This is a genomic window from Flavobacterium mesophilum (assembly GCF_039581405.1).
Lineage (GTDB): Bacteria > Bacteroidota > Bacteroidia > Flavobacteriales > Flavobacteriaceae > Flavobacterium.
Genome location: NZ_JBCPXZ010000001.1, coordinates 495006 through 515243 on the forward strand (window position 1 = coordinate 495006; position 20238 = coordinate 515243).

Annotated in this window: 21 protein-coding genes and 1 pseudogene; 17 read left to right on the forward strand and 5 right to left on the reverse strand. The window is 32.4% G+C overall.

What is annotated here, in order from left to right; genetic code table 11:
• Positions 1-36: 36 nt before the first annotated feature.
• Both rlmH and AAYQ19_RS02015 read left to right on the forward strand, forming a co-directional pair.
• Positions 37-510 (forward strand): 23S rRNA (pseudouridine(1915)-N(3))-methyltransferase RlmH, encoded by a 474-nt coding sequence (rlmH, locus tag AAYQ19_RS02010; RefSeq protein ID WP_111283719.1) that lies wholly within the window; start codon positions 37-39, stop codon positions 508-510.
• A 67-nt stretch (positions 511-577) separates the two neighbouring features.
• On the forward strand, positions 578-1546 hold the full coding sequence (locus AAYQ19_RS02015) for a hypothetical protein (protein ID WP_343533308.1): 969 nt from the start codon (positions 578-580) through the stop codon (positions 1544-1546).
• A 7-nt stretch (positions 1547-1553) separates the two neighbouring features.
• Here the strand turns inward: AAYQ19_RS02015 and AAYQ19_RS02020 are convergent, their stop codons facing one another.
• The 3 genes from AAYQ19_RS02020 to folP all read right to left on the reverse strand — a co-directional run bounded on the left by AAYQ19_RS02020 (position 1554) and on the right by folP (position 4015).
• Complete coding sequence (locus AAYQ19_RS02020) at positions 1554-2186, reverse strand: hypothetical protein (protein WP_343533310.1); 633 nt, start codon at positions 2184-2186, stop codon at positions 1554-1556.
• A gap of 167 nt (positions 2187-2353) precedes the next feature.
• A complete protein-coding gene (locus tag AAYQ19_RS02025) occupies positions 2354-3175 on the reverse strand; it encodes a hypothetical protein (protein ID WP_343533312.1) in 822 nt (273 codons plus the stop codon).
• Positions 3176-3190: 15 nt separating this feature from the next.
• Entirely contained in the window at positions 3191-4015 is an 825-nt protein-coding gene (gene folP, locus AAYQ19_RS02030; RefSeq protein ID WP_343533314.1) for a dihydropteroate synthase, read from the reverse strand.
• Positions 4016-4225: 210 nt separating this feature from the next.
• Between folP and AAYQ19_RS02035 the strand changes: the two genes are divergently transcribed.
• The 15 genes and pseudogenes from AAYQ19_RS02035 to AAYQ19_RS02105 all read left to right on the forward strand — a co-directional run bounded on the left by AAYQ19_RS02035 (position 4226) and on the right by AAYQ19_RS02105 (position 16714).
• Entirely contained in the window at positions 4226-4765 is a 540-nt protein-coding gene (locus tag AAYQ19_RS02035) for a DUF1599 domain-containing protein (RefSeq protein ID WP_343533316.1), read from the forward strand.
• Positions 4766-4843: 78 nt separating this feature from the next.
• Positions 4844-5965, forward strand: a complete 1122-nt coding sequence (locus AAYQ19_RS02040; protein WP_343533318.1) for a BT_3928 family protein — start codon at positions 4844-4846, stop codon at positions 5963-5965.
• An 88-nt stretch (positions 5966-6053) separates the two neighbouring features.
• On the forward strand, positions 6054-7076 hold the full coding sequence (locus tag AAYQ19_RS02045) for a hypothetical protein (RefSeq protein ID WP_343533320.1): 1023 nt from the start codon (positions 6054-6056) through the stop codon (positions 7074-7076).
• Positions 7077-7241: 165 nt separating this feature from the next.
• Positions 7242-7895 carry an alpha/beta hydrolase gene (locus AAYQ19_RS02050; protein WP_343533321.1) on the forward strand — a complete coding sequence of 218 codons (654 nt, stop codon included), beginning with the start codon at positions 7242-7244 and terminating at the stop codon, positions 7893-7895.
• Between the two features lie 356 nt (positions 7896-8251).
• Positions 8252-8761 (forward strand): TlpA family protein disulfide reductase, encoded by a 510-nt coding sequence (locus AAYQ19_RS02055; protein WP_343533322.1) that lies wholly within the window; start codon positions 8252-8254, stop codon positions 8759-8761.
• Positions 8762-8805: 44 nt separating this feature from the next.
• Positions 8806-9558: a triose-phosphate isomerase gene (gene tpiA, locus AAYQ19_RS02060; RefSeq protein WP_343533323.1), complete on the forward strand. Its 753-nt coding sequence runs from the start codon at positions 8806-8808 to the stop codon at positions 9556-9558.
• Positions 9559-9757: 199 nt separating this feature from the next.
• Entirely contained in the window at positions 9758-10591 is an 834-nt protein-coding gene (gene prmA, locus AAYQ19_RS02065; RefSeq protein ID WP_343533325.1) for a 50S ribosomal protein L11 methyltransferase, read from the forward strand.
• Positions 10592-10628: 37 nt separating this feature from the next.
• Positions 10629-10904: pseudogene (locus tag AAYQ19_RS02070) on the forward strand (ATP-dependent Clp protease adaptor ClpS).
• 64 nt (positions 10905-10968) lie between these two features.
• On the forward strand, positions 10969-12252 hold the full coding sequence (locus tag AAYQ19_RS02075) for a sterol desaturase family protein (protein WP_343533327.1): 1284 nt from the start codon (positions 10969-10971) through the stop codon (positions 12250-12252).
• Positions 12249-12926, forward strand: a complete 678-nt coding sequence (locus AAYQ19_RS02080) for a lysoplasmalogenase (RefSeq protein ID WP_343533329.1) — start codon at positions 12249-12251, stop codon at positions 12924-12926. Before AAYQ19_RS02075 ends, AAYQ19_RS02080 begins: the two co-directional genes overlap by 4 nt.
• Positions 12927-13006: 80 nt before the next feature.
• Positions 13007-13459 (forward strand): 2-dehydro-3-deoxyphosphooctonate aldolase, encoded by a 453-nt coding sequence (locus AAYQ19_RS02085; RefSeq protein ID WP_343533330.1) that lies wholly within the window; start codon positions 13007-13009, stop codon positions 13457-13459.
• Between the two features lie 55 nt (positions 13460-13514).
• The gene (locus AAYQ19_RS02090; protein WP_343533331.1) at positions 13515-13934 is read left to right on the forward strand and encodes a hypothetical protein; all 420 of its coding nucleotides are present in this window, start codon (positions 13515-13517) and stop codon (positions 13932-13934) included.
• A 243-nt stretch (positions 13935-14177) separates the two neighbouring features.
• Positions 14178-14996, forward strand: a complete 819-nt coding sequence (kdsA, locus tag AAYQ19_RS02095; RefSeq protein ID WP_132990404.1) for a 3-deoxy-8-phosphooctulonate synthase — start codon at positions 14178-14180, stop codon at positions 14994-14996.
• Between the two features lie 20 nt (positions 14997-15016).
• Positions 15017-15922, forward strand: coding sequence for a hypothetical protein (locus tag AAYQ19_RS02100; protein WP_343533334.1), 906 nt, complete (start codon positions 15017-15019; stop codon positions 15920-15922).
• Positions 15923-16036: 114 nt separating this feature from the next.
• Positions 16037-16714: a YiiX family permuted papain-like enzyme gene (locus AAYQ19_RS02105; RefSeq protein ID WP_343533336.1), complete on the forward strand. Its 678-nt coding sequence runs from the start codon at positions 16037-16039 to the stop codon at positions 16712-16714.
• A 63-nt stretch (positions 16715-16777) separates the two neighbouring features.
• Here AAYQ19_RS02105 and AAYQ19_RS02110 read toward each other — a convergent pair whose 3' ends face one another.
• Together AAYQ19_RS02110 and AAYQ19_RS02115 are read right to left on the reverse strand one after the other, a co-directional pair.
• Positions 16778-18166: a M20/M25/M40 family metallo-hydrolase gene (locus tag AAYQ19_RS02110; RefSeq protein ID WP_343533338.1), complete on the reverse strand. Its 1389-nt coding sequence runs from the start codon at positions 18164-18166 to the stop codon at positions 16778-16780.
• A gap of 136 nt (positions 18167-18302) precedes the next feature.
• Positions 18303-20222, reverse strand: coding sequence for a discoidin domain-containing protein (locus tag AAYQ19_RS02115; protein ID WP_343533340.1), 1920 nt, complete (start codon positions 20220-20222; stop codon positions 18303-18305).
• Positions 20223-20238: the final 16 nt, after the last annotated feature.

A 20238-nucleotide genomic window follows, 5' to 3' on the forward strand; every position in this document is an offset into this window, starting at 1 on the left:
TGTGTCAATTCGTGCAATTCGTGGCAAAAGAAAATTATGAACATCAAACTTATCGCAATAGGCAAAACTGACAACAAATCGCTTCAAACTTTGATTGACGATTATACCAAACGTTTGTCATTTTATATCAAATTTGAATTGGAGATTATCCCCGACATCAAAAATGTAAAAAACTTATCTGAAAGCCAGCAAAAAGAAAAAGAAGGCGAATTGATTCTTTCTAAGCTTTCTGCAACAGATCAATTAATTTTGCTGGATGAAAACGGCAAAACTTTTTCGAGCGTTGGATTCTCAGAAGAACTACAAAAGAAAATGAATTCTGGAGTAAAAACTTTAGTATTCGTAATTGGCGGACCTTACGGATTTTCTGAAACTGTCTACAAAAAAGCGCAGGGAAAAGTTTCGCTTTCGCTGATGACATTCTCACATCAAATGGTACGCTTATTTTTTATTGAGCAACTCTACCGCGGTTTTACGATTTTACGCAACGAACCTTATCATCATCAGTAAGATCTTTACTAATATTAAATTTGTTTTGTAGATTCGCATTTAAATTTTACATCAAGTTATCACAAAAATGAATCCTTTTAAAATATTCTTATATTTCTTCATTCTTAGCTTTAGTTTTAATAGTCTTGCACAAAAAGCAAGCTATGACCCAGAGCAAAATATAACGGATCACAATATAACGGATCAAAATTCCAGAAGGAATTATGATTCCGGTACAAGAACTGCTCAAATATTTCTTGAATTATTCAAAGTTGACGATATATACTTTAAAAATTTCAATAAAATTATAATGATGAAAAATGGGAGGTTTGTTGACAATTTATACCTAAAAAGTGAACATTATAATGACAGGATAAGCAGTCTCTACTTGTACTTTCATAATTTGAAAAAAGAAAATTACGACATGATAATTTCCATTCTTTCAAAAAATGCAAAAAAAATAGATCCCAAAACATTTAATACAAAAATCAAGCAATTCATTTATTTGTTCAGAGCTGATTTTAATAATTTTGAATTTAGCAAAATAGAAGCAATTAACAATGAATTAGTTATGACTAACAGTGATAAATCTGAAAGTTTCTATCTTACTTTCGATAATGAGGGAAAAATCATAAATGGGAAAAAAATTATAAAAGTGAATAATGAATATAGTAGTTTTCAGTTTGGAGAAAGTTATACATATAAATATGACAAACTAAACAACATCGCACAAAAGGAAACACTCGCTTATAAAGACAATATTGTCAAAGAAGGAAACTTAAATTTATCAATTTTAGAAACTTATAGTACAACAGGTAAATTATTACAAAAGGACAAAGTAGAATACGATTATTCTAACCCTAAAGGAAGAGAAACAACTGAAACATTTAAATATGATTCTTTAGACAATTTGATTGAAAAAAACATAAGCTTCGATAAAACCAAAAAGCTTCTTACCTATGAAGTAAAATACAATAACAACATTATTCAAGTCAATTACATACCTGCCAGTGATCCAGTAAATGCTGACACCTATGAATTTCAATTAATCAAATAAGTCTAATTTAGAAAATAAATTCCTCATTAGTTAAATTAAGTGCTGGAATTGGGAATTTTAAAGTACTAATGAAAATTTTATTTTTGATATAAGAATCATATTCTAGATTTTTATCAAAACAAAACATGTATTTGTTTGGTTTGTCGCTATCCATCTGATCGAGATAACGCTGTAATTCGTCTTTTTTAACTGGAATTCCCTTTACTAAAATTATATTATCTTTTCTAAAATAAACTAAGACACCAAATTTGGGTTTCTCCATTTTATAAAACACTTTCGTGAAAGGTAAAAAAGCCAAATTCTTGCCAATTGAATCGGCATAAGAATAATAATTTTGAGCATTTTCATTTTTATGGGCGCTGTCTCCGCGTTTCTTTTCCTGCAATTTCATTACTTCTGGAACCACTAATTTTAAAGGGAGACGTTTGTCGATATTAAAAATCCAATTGGTTGAAATGATGCTGTTTTTTCGATTTACATCGGCAATCGTATCTTTTCCTTCAACTTTAAAAAAGATATAAATTGGTGAGTGATCTTGTACATCTTTTACAATTGTGACGTTTGATTTTGGTAGTAAAACGTCTTTTTTATTTCCGCAGGAAAATAAAAAGCAAATTATAAGTAACGAAATGTATTTCATATTTATTTTTTTTTTTACACAAAGTTTGTCATTCCGACGAAGGAGGAATCTCCGCAAGTAACTCCAATCTTTGCCGATTCTGTAAACGAAGATTCCTCCTTCGTCGGAATGACAAACTAGATGCAACTATATTTAAAATTCACTTTAATCAATTAAGGCAACTCCTTTCACACCTTTAAAAACTTCGGCTTAAACAATTTTAAAATAAAAATCGTTATAAAAAGGACAGCGGATCCAAATACAAGTATTCCTAATACAAAATCAATTAAATAACTGAAAACTTCTCCAAAAGTATAATATTTAAAAATCAATGATGGAACTTTCCACAATCCTAAAACCGCAGGAAAAAACATCAACGAAATAGTCAACGCATTTTTTATTTTTGATTCAGAAGCTTCTAATCTTAGATAATTCATAAAATTATCAAATACGGCACAAAAAAGTAAAAAGCATGAAAACAAAAAATAACTGAATAATACAATATTATTTTCGCTCGCATACTTTTTACTTAGCAATTTTAGTGCTAGCACATCTTTATCACTACCAAACATGGCATTAAAAAGTTCTTTTAAATAGGTCAAAATATAATCTAAACTCCATAATTCATTTTGAGATTTCAACAGTAGAAATGCGCAAACAACACCAACTGAAAAATACATAATTGTGGGTGTAAATACTATTATGATTTGTTGGTATAATTTTTTGGTAAAAAATGCGAACGGCAAATCATGTTCTGGAATCGCACGGCGTTCCTCAATATCTGCCGTTTTTCCAAATATTTCCAGAGAAGAACCAATTGGAACCCAGCCTAAAACAAAATCAGTATTTCCAATTTTTTTGTCATAAAGAGAAAATCTCGGACTGAAAAACATTGAAAATTTTATCACTCTGATTCCAAACAAATACGAGAAAAATAGATATAATAAATTACAGAAAAACAAGAAAAAAGCAATCAAGAAACCCAGTATCACTAGTTTGGTATTAAACATACGGTCTGTCTTTTTTTAAGAATTAAGTTTATTAAACAAAGTAACACATTCCATGGCTTCTTTCACGTCATGAACACGAAGAATTTTCGCATTTTTTAGTAATGCAATGGTATTCAAGAAAGTAGTTCCGTTTAAAGCTTCTTGTGGCGTATTCCCAAGTGTTTTATAAATCATTGATTTTCTTGATATTCCTGCTAAAACGGGCAATTCCAAAAGATTGAAAAGTTCCATTTTCTGCATAACTTCATAATTCTGATCAGTTGTTTTGGCAAAACCGAAACCTGGATCTAAAATCAAATCATTAATTCCTAAACTTCTGGTTTTTTTTACTTTTTCAGAAAAATAAAAAAGCATTTCTTTTATGATATCATCGTATTGCGTCAAACTCTGCATTGTTTGCGGATTGCCTCGCATGTGCATCATGATGTACGGAACGTTGTAATGCGCAATTACTTCAAACATTTTTTCATCTAATTCACCTGCAGCAATATCATTAATAATTGCAGCACCACTTTCAATACTCGCCTTTGCAACTTCGGCTCTAAAAGTGTCGATCGATAGTAATGTTTTTGGAAAATGTTCTAAAATCAATTCAATTGCAGGAACAATTCGGTCGATTTCTTCTTGTTCCGAAACAAATTCGGCGCTTGGCTTGCTTGAATACGCACCAATATCAATAAAAGTCGCCCCTTCTGAAAGCATTTTATCAACTTGAGAAATAATTTCGTCTTCATTTTTATATTTTCCGCCGTCAAAGAAAGAATTTGGCGTAACGTTTAAGATCCCCATTACTTTCGGAATCGACAAATCTATCAGTTCTCCTTTGCAGTTAATTGTCATGATGTTTGTTATTTTTTTGTTTCAGGTTTCACGTTTCAAGTTGATGTTGATCACGCAAGTTCTGGAACTTGAAACCTGAAACTTGAAACTTGAAACTTTTTATATTTGGTTTCATTAACAACTTGTTTAGAAAAACTTGAAAGCTGAAACTTGAAACTCTTTAATTTTTCCTTATTTTTGAACAAATTTTAGCAAATATACAGCATATAAATGAAGAATACTTCCCAAGAATTTGATAATGTTATCGCAATTTGCCGAACATTGTATATCAATAAAATGAAAGATTATGGCAGTGCATGGAGAATTTTAAGACTTCCGTCATTGACCGATCAAATTTTCATCAAAGCGCAACGCATTAGAAGTTTACAAGAAAACGATGTACGCAAAGTTGATGAAGATGAAAAAGGAGAATTCATCGCAATTATCAATTATTCGATTATGGCTTTGATTCAGTTAGATCTTGGCGTTGTAGATCAGCCTGATCTTGACGTTGAAAAAGCAACTGAATTATATGACGCTAAAGTAAAATTGACAAAAGACTTGATGGAAGCAAAAAATCACGATTACGGTGAGGCTTGGCGTGACATGCGCGTAAGCTCTTTAACCGATTTGATCTTGCAGAAACTTCTTCGCGTGAAGCAAATTGAAGATAACAAAGGTAAAACTTTAGTTTCTGAAGGAATTGACGCTAACTATCAGGATATGATTAATTATTCTGTTTTTGCTTTAATTCTTAACCCAATAAAATAAAATTCCTCCCGATAGCTATCGGGACCAAATTCCAATACTAAACTTGGAATTTGGAATTTGAATATTTAAATATTTATCATGAAGAACATCATTACCCAATTCTCCCGATTATTTGTCGGCGTCCTATTTATCATTTCTGGATTAATCAAACTGAATGACCCAGTTGGTTTCTCTTATAAATTGGCTGAATATTTCAGTGAACCAGTTTTCAATATGCCATTTTTAGAGCCATTGGCTTTAGGATTAGCAATCTTTTTAGTGATTTTAGAAGTTGTTTTGGGTGTAATGCTTTTAGTTGGCTATAAATCAAAATTGACGATTTGGGCTTTGTTGTTGTTGATCGTTTTCTTTACGTTCCTTACCTTCTACTCGGCTTATTTTGATGTCGTAAAAGATTGTGGATGTTTTGGAGATGCTTTACACTTAACACCTTGGCAGTCATTTACAAAAGATGTTGTTTTGCTTTTCTTTATCTTGATTTTATTCATCAATAAAAAATTAGTAAAACCATTATTTTCAAAAATGGTTACCAATCTGCTTACTTTATTAAGCATTGTTTTATGCGTATTTATGGCTGTTTGGGTTTTAAACCATAATCCGATTAAAGATTTCCGTCCATATAAAGTAGGAACAAACATTGAAAAAGGAATGGAAATTCCAGAAGGCGCTCCAAAATCTGTGGTTGAAATGATTTTCATTTACAAAGTAAACGGAGTGGATAAAGAATTTACAGAAAAAGATTTGATGAATATTCCGCAAGGTGCAACTTTTGTTGATCGCAAAGACAAAGTGATTACAGAAGGTTATGTTCCACCAATTCACGATTTCACAATGGTAAAAGATGATTCTGATTATAAAGCAGAATTATTGCAAGAGCCTAAATTAGTGATTTTTGTAACGTATGATTTGGCTCTATCTAATCCGGAAGGAATGAAAAAATTAGAAAAAGTAAATCAAGATGCAAAAGCAAAAGGGTATAAAGTAATTGGAATGACGGCTTCTGGACCTGAAGAAATTGCAAAAGCTAAAAAACAATATGGTTTGAATGTTGATTTTTATTTCTGCGATGCAACAGCTTTAAAAACTGTTGAAAGAGCAAATCCGAGTATTGTGGTTTTACATAAAGGAACTATAGTTCAAAAAGTACATTACAACGACGTTGATGATTTGAAATTATCTGATGTAGCTTACGGTATTTAAAATACCATTAAAATAATTTATAAAACGCCAATATTCTTTTTTAGATTTATTGGCGTTTTTTTGAATAAACAATGAACCGATAAAAGATATGCTTGCAAAACTAAAAAATGAATGGACTGCCAAGTCTTCTACATACATTTACCTTTTTTCATTTATATTCCTTTTAATTATTTATGTCATTCTTGATTCTAATTTTTATGAAACTGATGGCGTACATTTGATTCCTCTTCACATCCTGGCATTAATCACAGGTGTTATTTTTGAAAGTAAAAGAATTACAAAATCTTGGAAAACAGCTGTTTTGATAGGACTCATTTCTTTTATTTTTACTTTTACCTTATCTTTTTATTTATATCATATCTCGCCCAATGCGAAATTTGATTTCATGCTTATTTTAAATGTAAGTATTTTAGCCTGGCCTATTGCTTTCTTTTTTTTGTATGTTATTTTTTCGCGAATATTTAATAAAAAAAGAATTGCTCCCCAATTGACAGAAGGCACTACCTTAATTCTTTCAATATCGATGATTTATTGGGTTACAGATAATGGTTTGGTACGATTTGATACTATCATCTTAAAAACATTAATGATAATTGTAATTTCACTTTCCTTATTTTCTTTTTACAATGCTTTTAGTAAAGCTTACTTATCTGATACTAAAAAACTAATTCTAAGCATCTGGAGTTCAATTATAATGATGTTTTTTTCTATCGATAATTTGTACGGGATTTTTTCATATGGAAATGTTGTAAGTACAAATGAATTCATACAAGCAACTTATATTGCAATTCAATATTTTCTTTTAGGGGTTTCAAGCATTTATATGATTCAGAATTTTATGATGCTTATTGGTTTTCTTCCAAGTTGGAAAATATTCTTCTTTATAAAATATTCTGACACAATAGACAAACTCAAACAAGAACACATTGAAAGATATTCAGACACACAAGTAAGCAAATCAGATTCTAGATTTTGTGTTTTTTTTGTTAGTATCATTTTCTTTTTAAATTATTATTTTAATATCGTTCCCAGACAATTTATAATCTGGTCAACTTTTGTAACATTCCCATTTTTTCTAATGACGTATAATCATTTTCTAAAGAAAAAATAGGCCATAAATATCAGATCAAGCTTAAAGTCTTTTAAATATTTCACTAAACGCTAATATTTTTTTTAAAAGATGTTGGCGTTTTTTTATTTCGTAAGAAAAATAGCAGATTCGATAATTGTTTGTTTATATTTGGTTTCAATACTATTCCAAAACCAACATTGATTTATGAAACAATTATCTAAATTCCTTTTTTCACTTTTAATTATTACGTTTTTCAACCTTCAAACTTTCGCCCAAGCCAACAAAGATCAACGTTACATCTTCTTTTTACATAACGCTTATATAGAACAAAATCCATTAAATGTTCCACATCCTGAATATGGAAAAGCAGAGTACAATGAAATTTTGGCTTCTTTCAAAAAAGACAATTTTATTGTTTACAGCGAAATCAGAAAGAAAAATACTGACGCACCTAAATACGCTCAAAACATTGTAAAACAAGTAAAAGCCTTACTCAAAAAAGGAATTTCTCCAAATAAAATAACTGTAATTGGGACTTCAAAAGGTGGTTATATCGCACAATTTGTTTCTACTTACCTAGCCAACCCAAATGTGAATTTTGTTTTCATAGGCTGCTTCAGAGATATTGATATTGAAGAATTTCCAGAGATTAATTTCTGCGGAAATATTTTGACTATTTATGAGAAATCAGATGTTTATGGTGTTTCTGCGATCAAGCGAAAAGAAACTTCAAAATGCAAAATCGAGCATTTTAAAGAAATCGAACTTAATACTGGTTTAAAACATGGCTTTTTATATAAAGCAGCGGATAATTGGATTGCTCCAAGTAAAGAATGGGCGAAGGGAAATTATGAATAGTGAGTCGAAAGTCGAAAATGCTTACTATATAATGCTAACTTCTCTTTTTCTTTATAAAGCCTTCAATAAATATTATATTGAAGGCTTTTTTTATGAAAATGTGACGTTTTTTTACTTTGAAATTTCTTCAAAAAATCAAAATTCTGCGTGGTAATTCATCTTTCAAAAATTGCTTTTAAAAATTAATCGAGATTTTGTGTCTACTATTACGATTTCATTTTGGCTTTTCTAACCAAAATTTCACATTTTGTTATAAAATAAACGATTCTTCAAATTTTGTTAATCTGCAATTGGCATTCAATTTGTTTGTTTAACTTTGTGAATTCAGTACTTAATAAAAATAATTTTAATATAATATGAAACAATTAGCCCTAGTCGTTATTGCGTTGATCACTTTTTCATGTACTCAAGCTCAGAAAAAAGAATTTTCAGAAGAAGCTTTGTCTGAAAAATTATTATCATCAAAAGATAAACAGGTTGCCTTTAAAAGCATTTTAAAAAAATACAAGGGAAAAACTTTAGTTATTGAAGTTTGGGCTTCTTGGTGTGGTGACTGTGTTAAAGCAATGCCGAAATTAAAAGAACTTCAAGCTAATCATCCAGAAGTATCTTACGTATTCATTTCTGCTGATAAAACAGCTGATAAATGGAAAGCCGGAATCGAAAAACATGAATTAAAAGGTGATCATTATATGATGAACGACGGTATGAAAGGTTCGTTTGGAAAAGCGATCGACTTAGATTGGATTCCACGTTATATAATCGTTGATAAAACCGGAAAAATCGCGCTTTATCGCGCTGTTGAAACTGATTTTCTTAAAATCGATGAAACATTAAAAGGTTTACAAGATAACAAGGCATTTTAAATTAAAAAAAACAAAAAATTAAAAGAATAATAAAAACTACCAAAATGAGAAAATCGATTGTTGCAGGAAACTGGAAAATGCATAAAAACGCAGGTCAGACTGAAGAATTATTAAACGAATTGATTGCTAAAATTCCAGCAAAAACTAATGCACAAGTAATTGTAGCGCCAACATTTGTAAACTTACAAGCAGCTGCTACAAAATTAAAAAATACAACTATCGGAGTTTCTGCTCAAAATGTTCACCAAGCTGAAGGCGGTGCTTTTACAGGAGAAATTTCTGCAGATATGTTGACAAGCATTGGCGTTAATACAGTAATTTTAGGCCACTCTGAGCGTAGAGCTATTTTCCACGAAACAGACGCTTTAATCGCAAGCAAAGTTGATACAGCTTTAAAACATGACATGACAGTTATTTTCTGTTTTGGAGAAGAATTAAAAGATCGTCAATCTGGAAATCACTTCAACATTGTTGAAAACCAATTACGTGATGGCGTTTTCCAAATTGCAAAAGAATCTTGGTCTAAAATTGTTTTGGCTTACGAGCCAGTTTGGGCTATTGGAACTGGAGAAACTGCTTCGCCAGAACAAGCGCAAGAAATGCACGAATTTATTAGAGAAACTATCCGCAAAGCTTTTGGAGCTGAAATCGCTGACGAAGTTTCAATTTTATACGGTGGTTCTGTAAAACCAGAAAACGCAAAAGAAATCTTCTCTAAACCAGACGTAGACGGTGGTTTAATTGGAGGTGCAGCTTTAAAAGCTGACGATTTCTTAGCGATTGTTACTGCTATCTAATTAAAATTTTAGCCCCGAAAGCTTTCGGGATATATTATACAAAAGACCATTCGCAATGTGAATGGTCTTTTTTCATTTTTAGAATTTAGATTTTTTATTAGAATTCAGCCAAAGCAGAGGAGCAATTTGGAATTTGGAATTTGGAATTTTTAAATTGATAGTTTATAATTTAAGAAGTACCTTTGCAAAAATTTTTTTTATGTCAAATATATATTTAGGATATCATTTTACGATTGAGCCGAAGGAATTAGGATCAGAAATTTTAGTTGCTGAATTAGGCGAAAAAGCGTTTGAAAGTTTTACAGAAACGGAAAACGGAATTTCGGCTTTTGTGAAGAAAGATTTATGGGACGAAAATATTCTGGATGATATTTACATTTTACAATCTGAAGAATTTAAAATTGAATATACAATTGAAGAAATCGATCAGGTAAACTGGAACGAAGAATGGGAGAAAAATTTCGAACCAATTGATGTTGATGGAAAATGTCATGTTCGTGCTCCTTTTCACCCAAAAACAGATGCAGAATTTGATATCGTAATCGAACCTAAAATGAGTTTTGGAACCGGGCATCACGAGACCACTCACATGATGATTCAACATTTATTAGAAATGGATGTGAAAGGCCTAAAAACTCTTGACATGGGCTGTGGCACTGCAATTTTGGCCATTTTGGCTGAAATGAAAGGCGCTGAACCTATCGATGCTATTGACATTGACAACTGGTGCTATTTGAACTCGATTGAAAATGCTGAACGCAATAATTGCAAGCAAATTAGCGTTTATGAGGGCGATGCGGCTTTATTGGCAGGCAAAAAATACGATTTGATTATTGCAAACATCAACAGAAATATTTTGTTGAACGATATGCAGTCTTATGTTGATGCTTTAAACCCAAAAGGGATTATATTATTTAGTGGCTTTTATGAAGAAGACATTCCGTTTATCGATGCTTCATGCGTTGAAAAAGGTTTAACTTATGTTAAAAAGCTTCAAAGAAACAATTGGGTATCTTTAAAATACGTAAATTAGATTACTGATAATCAATTCAGTACAAAAACATAAAACTATGAGTACTAAAGAAAAAGTAAGAGAAAGAGTTCGCGAAAAGGAAGCCATTGCTTTTAATAACTAGATCATTGTTTACAACGATGATGTAAATACTTTTGATCACGTAATTGATACTCTTATGCGTGTTTGCGACCATACTGCAGAGCAAGCTGAGCAATGTTCTTTGATTGTACATTACAACGGAAAATGCACTGTAAAAACGGGTCCGATTGAAAAACTTAAACCTCAATGCACACAACTTTTGGAAGCTGGGCTTAGCGCCGAAATTGTTTAATTGCAAATAATTTAGAAAACATTCTATTTTATTCTATATTTGAATAAAATAGAATGTTTTTTTTATGGAGGAATACGGAAAAATATTGATTATTGCCATGCCCGTTTTTTTGGCCTTGATAATTTTTGAAAAATTATATGGCATTTATAAAAAGAACGACACCGCTCCTTTAATCGATAGTGTATCAAGCATCAGCTCCGGAATTACAAATTCGGTTAAGGATGTTTTGGGACTTAGTATTACTTTTATTTCTTATGAATGGCTGGTTTCAAAAATTGCATTACAGCATCTTGAAGTCAATGTTCTCTCCTATATCATCGCTTTTTTTGTCATTGATTTCTATGGCTATTGGAGTCACCGATTGGCACATCAAATTAATTTTCTTTGGAACAAACATGCCATTCACCACAGCAGCGAAGAGTTCAATCTTGCCTGTGCATTGCGCCAGCCTATTGCGAGTTTAGTCAATTTATTTACTTTTTTACTTATTCCGGCGGCGCTTTTAGGAGTTCCTGCTTCCGTGATTGCGATTACATTGCCACTTCATTTGTTTTTGCAGTTTTGGTATCATACCAAACACATCAACAAAATGGGAGTCTTGGAACATATCATTGTAACACCTTCGCATCATCGAGTGCATCATGCTATAAATCCGGAATATTTGGACAAAAATCATTCGCAGATCTTTATTTTTTGGGATAAGCTTTTCGGCACTTTTCAAGCGGAATTGGATGATGTTCCGCCGGTTTTCGGAATCACAAGACCTGCCAATACTTGGAATCCCATAAAAATCAATTTTCAGCATTTAACCTTGCTTATAAAAGATGCTTGGCGCGCTCCTAAATGGAAAGACAAATTTACCATTTGGTTTAAACCAACGGGCTGGCGTCCTGAAAATTTTGAAGAAAAATATCCTGTAAACAAAATTGAAAACGTATTTGATTTTGAAAAATATGGCACTCTAAATTCGCAAAAACTTATTTATTGGTCAGTTGCACAGGTTTTGGTGACACTTTTATTTGTGAGTTATCTTTTTGACAATATTGCCAAAATTGGCCTGCCAAACATATTTATTTACGGATTTTTCATTTTTATAACAATCTATAGCTACAGCGAGTTAATGGATAAAAGCAAATTTGCTGTTTTTTGGGAAGGATTCCGTTTTAGCCTCGCAATCGGAATTATAATCTTGAATGGCGATTGGTTTGGACTAAATGCAATTTTTTCTTTTGCCAATTCTATTATTTTAGCTTATCTAACTTTATCCTTTTTAGCCACAATTTATTTTGTGACTGTCGATTTTAAAACCAACCAAAACCAACCTATAAACTCCATGAATGCCTTATGAGAAACGCCACATACTTTAAAATCTACGTTGCCTTTTGCTTAATTTATCTTACTGTTTTACTGCTAGGATATGAAAATCTTGATTTATATTTAAAGCCAATTTTAATCCCTTTATTGAGCTTTGGTGTTTATTTTTGTCGACCATTTCCAACAAAAAATATTTTATTGGTTGCCTTGCTGTTTTCATGGATTGGAGATGTCATTTTGCTTTTTGCAGATTTAGGCGAAATTTATTTCATTCTTGGATTAGTTTCCTTTTTAATTTCACATATTATTTATTGTGTTCTGTTCAACAGACAAATCAAAAAGAAAACCACCCGAAATTTAATTGTTTTCGGAATCGGAAGCGTAACAATTGCTTTGTATTTAATTGGCATGCTCGCTCTATTACTGCCTACTTTGGGCGATTTGCAAATTCCTGTAATTGTCTATGCAAGTGCCATTTCGATTATGCTTTTATTTGCATTTAATGGTTATTTAATGTGGCAAAAACCTGGAAATATTTATGTTTTTTGTGGGGCAATTGCATTTGTGGTTTCAGACAGCATTTTGGCCGTTAATAAATTTTATTCGCCAATCGAGAAAAGTGCGTTTTTTATCATGCTGACTTATCTTGTGGCACAATATCTGATTGCTGTTGGTATATTGAAAGTGAATCCGAAAAAAGTAGAATAAACTATTTAACCGATTTTAGTCGTCTTAATCCCAAAAAAACTTTTTACTTTTTACATTTGTATGACCAATACACCTAAACCATGAAAAAAATAGCCCTATTTATTGTTTTACTTATTTCAACCGCATCTTGCGTGAGCTCAAAATCAACTCTGAAAAATGTTGATGATAATGCGCCTGATTTAATTTTAAAAAAAGACAATACGTTTGCCATTACACTTTTTGCAAAAGACAAAAAATACGGTTATGATCCTGATTATCCAGTGAATCTTTTTTTTCAAAACACAAAAGACGAAGCGCTCAACGAAACTCGTTTTTTGAATGCATTGGCAGGACCAAAAGGCGAAAAAATCACGTATAAACGTCTTGAGACTTGTTGCCCATTTCCAACAAAAAGAAGCAATATGGGCGCAGGATTTTTAAATGTTTACGAACTGACTTGGGAAGGGCAAAAAAAACCAATTATCCTTTATTTGAACATTTACGAAAAAGGAATTTTAATGGTTCCGATGGGATTGAGTTTGAAGCAGAATTAAGCTCCAATCAAATTGAAAAGGATAATTATTAGAACAGTATCAAAAATAAGATAGCATGACATTAAATCGTGAAGAATTAATACATCCAATATTTTATTTGTTGCTTATCGTAGCTCCAACACTGGGGCTTACATTTTACGCTGTTTCAAATTCATTAATTGCTTTTATAATTTACTGCTGTGTATTTTTTTTTAAAACTACTCATTCTGTCAATTTAAAAGGAAGTGAAATTATATCTGGACTCCATCTTTCCCCTTTTGGTTTTTTGAAAATTAAAAAAAGAATGGCGTTAAATGACATTAAAGAATTAGTCATTTACAAAAACGAGAAAAAATACTCTGAGATTAGAGCGGTTTCTGATACTGATTTTTTAATCATCAAAACAATTGCCAACAGAATTCCTGCCGAAGAAGAATTGAAAGAAATTCAAGCTAAAATATATTCCTTTAAACAAAATATTTTGAACTTTAATTAACTTAAATTATCGTAATTCCACTAAAGCCTAGCCTTGATAGTAGTGGAAATCATTTTGCTCTTAAACTTATTTTTTCCTGGCTGGGCAGAGCGACCGGAGGAAGCTCCTGAACAGACTTTGGAAAAAAAAGTTTAAGAGCAAAATATTGAAACGGATAGCGAGATTAGCTTCATAAAATAATCTTAAATCTTCACCCGAAACTCATAAATCATAACTACCTTTGCAGTGCAAAAAAATAATTTTATGAATCTACAACATATTCCTCAAATTAAGCATACTGACAGCGGGAATTTCTTTTTATTGGCGGGGCCTTGTGCTATCGAAGGAGAAGAAATGGCGCTTAGAATTGCTGAAAAATTAGTTGGTATTACCGACAATCTTCAGATCCCTTATGTGTTTAAAGGATCTTTCAAAAAAGCAAACCGTTCTCGAATTGACAGTTTCTCTGGAATTGGCGATGAAAAAGCTTTAAAAATCTTAAGAAAAGTTTCAGAAACTTTTCATGTTCCAACTGTAACTGACATCCATACGAATGAAGATGCTGACATGGCAGCACAATACGTTGATGTATTACAAATTCCTGCGTTTTTAGTTCGCCAAACTGATCTTGTTGTGGCGGCGGCAAATACTGGAAAAACAGTAAACTTGAAAAAAGGACAATTCATGAGTCCAGAAAGCATGAAACATGCTGTTCAAAAAGTTTTAGACTGTAACAATGAGAATGTTATGGTTACAGATCGTGGTACAATGTTTGGCTACCAAGACATGATTGTTGATTTTAGAGGTATTCCTACTATGCAACAATATGCTTCTACGGTATTGGACGTAACCCACTCTTTACAACAGCCAAATCAGACTGCTGGCGTGACAGGCGGAAGACCTGACATGATTGAAACGGTTGCAAAAGCTGGTATTGCAGTTGGTGTTGATGGAATTTTTATCGAAACGCACTTTGATCCTGCTAATGCAAAAAGTGATGGTGCTAACATGCTTCATTTGGACTATTTCGAAGGTTTAATGAACAAGTTGGTTGCAATCAGAAAAACAGTTAACTCATTCTAAAATAATAATACTTAAGTTCTTTGAAAACAAAAATTTTATTTTTCTTACTGGCTTGTGTTTCTTTAAACACATTTGCTCAGGAAGAAATACCTGTAGAAAAATATGCAGCTCACAACAAAGGAAAATTCTTTGTATCATGGGGTGGTAATAGAGATAGCTTTTCTAAATCTGATGTAAACTTTAGAGGGAAAGATTACAACTTTACAGTTGACAACATGAGTGCTCATGATAAGCCAAAGGGGTGGCATGTTGATTATATCAATCCAGCAAATATGACGATTCCGCAGACGAATTTACGTTTAGGTTATTTCTTCAGCGATCATTACAGCGTTACTGTTGGTTTAGACCATATGAAATATGTGATGACTCAGAATCAAATAGCAAATGTTACTGGAAACATCAATTTACCTGCAGATAATCCTGGCTCGATTTATAATGGAGTTTACAATAATACGTCTGTCGATATGTCTCAAGGAGGTGCTCAAGAAGGTGGTTATGATGAAGGTGTTACAAATCCAAATGGCCCTGCTTTTTTAATGTACGAACATACAGATGGTTTAAACTACATTAATACTGAGGTTTCAAGACATGATGATATCTCAAAATGGTTTAGTTTACCTAATATCGATAAGGTTCAGATTAGCTTAACTGAAGGTTTAGGTGGCGGTGTTTTATTACCAAAAACAAATGCAACTCTTTTAGGAAAAGAGCGTCATGATGATTTTCATGTTTCAGGTTATGGACTTTCTGCAAAAGCAGGTCTAAATATTACTTTCTTTAAACATTTTTATGTTCAAGGAGAGTTAAAAGGTGGATACATCAACATGCAAGATATTAGAACTACGCAATTTAGTGAAGATAAAGCTTCTCAGGATTTCTTCTTTTTTCAGAGGATTATTATGTTTGGCGGTATTTTCAGAATCTAATATCTCTTAAAATATATTTAAAAATAGCTATCATTTTGGTAGCTATTTTTTTTTGCTCTTTATTTGTTCTGAAATATTTATTTTGCCCACAGATTAAACCATTTAAATTTAGATATGAAAAAACCAAAATACCTCTTTCTCATTGTTACTTTTATACTGAGTTTTGGCTGTGCATTATTTGTAGCCATGAAAGTTTTTCCGAATAATCCATTTTCAGGAAAAAAAGTCGAAAATGTTGTTTCTGATAAAATTCAAGATGCTGATATTATTTTTCAAACTTCAGAATCCAAACAATGCGAAGCAGTTCGAATTGCAACAAATTCTAAATTTTCACATTGCGGTATCATTTACAAAATAAATGGAGATTTATTTGTTTTTGAAGCTGTTCAGCCTGTTAAACTTACACCTTTGCAAGATTGGATTTCGCATGGAAAAGACGGCAAGTATCTCATAAAAAGATTAAAGGATGCAGAGCAAGTTTTAACTCCTTCGACTTTGCAAAAAATGAAGGATTACAGCCAACAATTCAACGGAAAAGAATACGACGCTTATTTTGAGTGGTCTGACACCCGAATTTATTGTTCTGAATTGATTTGGAAAATTTACAAAAACGGAGCTGGAATCGAATTGTCTAAACTTCGTGAAATGAAAGAGTTCAATCTAAAAGATCCAAGAGTAAAAAAAATACTGAAAGAACGATATGGCAATGAAATTCCACTAGAAGAAAAAGTAGTTGCGCCTTCTGACCTTTCTGATTCTAGTTTATTGAAAACGGTAATTGATACTTATTAGATACAAAAAAGCTATGAGAAAACTCATAGCTTTTTTTATATCAAATTATTTATTTTAAGAAAATTAATTTGCCGTAGGAAGAACAATTCCGTTTTGATCTACTAAATAGATTAATGAAGTCATTGTTGCAGCACCAAGCTCTAACTCTCTTTTATTAATTGCATCGAACTTATCGTTTGCTGCGTGGTGATAATCAAAGTAACGTTGTGAATCTGGCTGTAAACCAGCTTTTACAATTGTTTTTGAAGTCAAATGCTCAATATCTGAACCTGAATGTCCTTTTGTAAAGTTATGAATTAAATAAGGCTCAAAAAAAGGCTTATATTCTTGCAATTTTTTGAAATTGGCATCATCAGCTTCAATTGAAAATCCTCTTGGCGTAAATCCGCCTGAATCACTTTCTAAAGCAAAAATGTGATTTTCATTCTTTTGTTTTGAAACTTCCTCATATTTAGCACCACCTTTACCGCCGTTTTCTTCGTTCATGAACAATACAACACGAATCGTATTTTTAGGTTTGTAGTTTAAATTTTTCAAAATACGAACCACTTCCATACTTTGAACCACTCCTGCTCCATCATCATGAGAACCGTCAGCCAAATCCCAAGAATCTAAGTGTCCGCCAACAACCATAATATTTTGTGGGTTTACAGTTCCAGTCAATTCTCCAATTACATTATAAGACAAAACATCTGGCAAAGTCTCACAAGATTGTTTGAAATAAAATTTTAAAGTTGGATTTGCTTTTAAAGTTTTGCTCAATAATTCAGCTCCATTTGTACTAATTGCCGCCGCTGGTATGTATTGCTCTTTAGGCAAATCACCATAACTTTGAGCTCCTGCATGAGGAAAATCATCTAAACGCAAATTTAAAGAACGTACAATTGCACCAACTGCACCAAGTTTCGCAGCTTCTTTTGCACCGCTTCTTCTTTGATCTCCAGCTTCAGAATATGAATCAAAAGTTCCAATATTTTCTGGATTCATTGGTCTGTTAAAAAATACAATTTTACCTTTTACTTTGTCTCCAAGTCCTTTTAACTCATTAAGAGTTTGTACTTCAATTACTTCAGCAGTAATTCCAGTTTTTGGTGTTGCTACTGAACCTCCCAATGCACAAATTGGCACTGCAGTTTTTACTTTTCCATCAAGAAAATAAGCTGTTTCTTTTTCGCCACGTACCCAGTGAGGTACCATAACTTCTTGTAAATAAACTTTATCAAGTCCTAAACTTTCTAATTGGCGTTTAGTGTATTCAACAGCTTGTTCTGCACCTTTAGAGCCAGACAAACGAGAACCGATATCGTTAGACAAATATTCTAGCCATGAGTAGCATTTTGCTTCGGTTAAAGCTTTTTTGTAGAATAATTTAATGTTTTTTTCATCATTTGACTGCGCAAAAGATGTCAATCCACTTAAAACTAATGCAGTTAAAAGAATTGTTTTTTTCATGATTTACTATAGCATTTTTGGGTTGTTTTACAAAGGAACAAAATTCTTTAGACCTGTCAGAGTTTTTTTGCATCCTTTTCTCAAAAAAAAACTCTGATTGCGATTTGCTATCAGAGTTTTAAGTTTTTAAATAAAGTTATTTTACTTCAATCAATTTATTTCTTGTCCCGATTCCGTTTTCATTAAAAGGTTCAATAGTAAAATAGTACTTCGTACCTTTGTCTAAACCTCTAAAATCGTATGAATTGTCTCCGTAAACCATAATGCTATTATACAATTTATCTGGCGCTATGCCATAAAAAATATTATAGCCGATTGCATCTGATTGCTTTTTCCATGATATCATAGCATTGCGAGAATCGGTTTTATTTCGATCAACTTTAAAGCTAGAAACAGCTTTTGGCTTCTCTGACAAACCATTTCCAAACACTCTAAAATCTGAAATCGCAAATAAGCCAGAAGCGTTATGAATGTTTTCCATTTTGATATAACGTGCTTTTATCGATTTAGAAAGTTCTACATAATCGTGTGGCGCATCTTTGTCGTTTTTAGATTTATCGACAACCAAAATCCAATTTACAGCATCATCTGACATGAATATTTTATATTGATAATAAATATCCATAGCTTTATTATACTGAGTTGCTTTATGATCCGCATAATTGATTTGAATCGCATTGATTTCCATTGGTCTTCCTAAATCCATTTGAAGCCATTCTCCTGGATTGCTTGTTTTAGCAGACCAATAGGTTTGAATGTTTTCATCTGTTAGATTTTCAGGCCCATAACAGAATTTCTCATACACTTTTTTGCCTCCATTGTCCATTCTGTGTGTTTCGACTTCCATACATTCTTCAGAAGAAGAAACTGTTACAGGTTTTTTATACGAAAGCAACATCCATCCTGACGAAGCGCCTTTTGTCTGATCGCGCTCACTTATTGGCAATACAATCGGAAAATCTCCGTAAGCTGTAATAGAATACATTACATCATCTTTATCGAAGCCAGCAGGAAACATATCGATACGGCGTTCAAAACGATCTTTAATAGAGATTTTGCAGGTTCCTGTATTCCAATAATTTCCATAATTATCTGCAAAAGTATTTCCGTGTCCCGCACCAATTACAAATCCACCTGGTTTATAAGACATTGGATTGTGTTTTTGATACGTAAATGGCCCTAGCGGATTGTCTCCAACATGAACTCCATTTGCATAGCCTTTAAACTCGGTTGCAGGCGCTCCGTATTGCATATAATATTTTCCGTTGTGTTTTGTCATCCAAGCTCCTTCAATAAAATTTCCCCATGGTGCAGGTTCCATATCATTATTTGGCCCGAAACGTTCCCAACCATGAGCTGAAGGATCTAGAATAGCCACTTCTTTAATCTGTCCGTAAGGTTTTTGAATATCTTCTACTTCGGTCGCTTTGTATAAAGTTGCATAATCAGCTTGATTTCCTTTTGGCAACCAAGTATTGTAATCAACCTCAACCCCAACTAAAGGTAATTTTCCACTTGAACCGTAATACATGTAGACTTTTTTATCGTCATCTTGAAAAATCGCTGGATCCCAAGTTGGCAACATTGCTTTGTCTACGTGGCGCGTCCATCTTCCTGATTTAGGATCTGCTGTTTTCCAGATTGGATGATCTCTCTTCCAAGTTGAACCTACATAAAATAAAGTGTCATTTACCACCCACGCTGCAGGAGCACATTGATCATCATCGCCTGGTTGTCTTTGAAAACTTCCGTAAACGAAATTCCAATTCGACATGTCTTTACTCCAGAAAAAACCAGCCTGATTTGTTGCAAACAAATAATATTCACCTTTATACGTAATAATTACAGGATCCGCACTAGAACGTCGTGATTCTGGAATTCCATTATGGTTATGAGTAGTAAAATTGTAACCAATGTTTATTGGATTACAATACGTTGTAGCCGGTCTGTTTGGATCAAACCATTCTGTTTTACCAGAATTTTGCGCCGATAGACTACTTCCAAAAAGTACTGCAAGCAAGAAGATCGGCTTAAATTGTTTATATATATTTTTCATTACTAGATTTTAAATT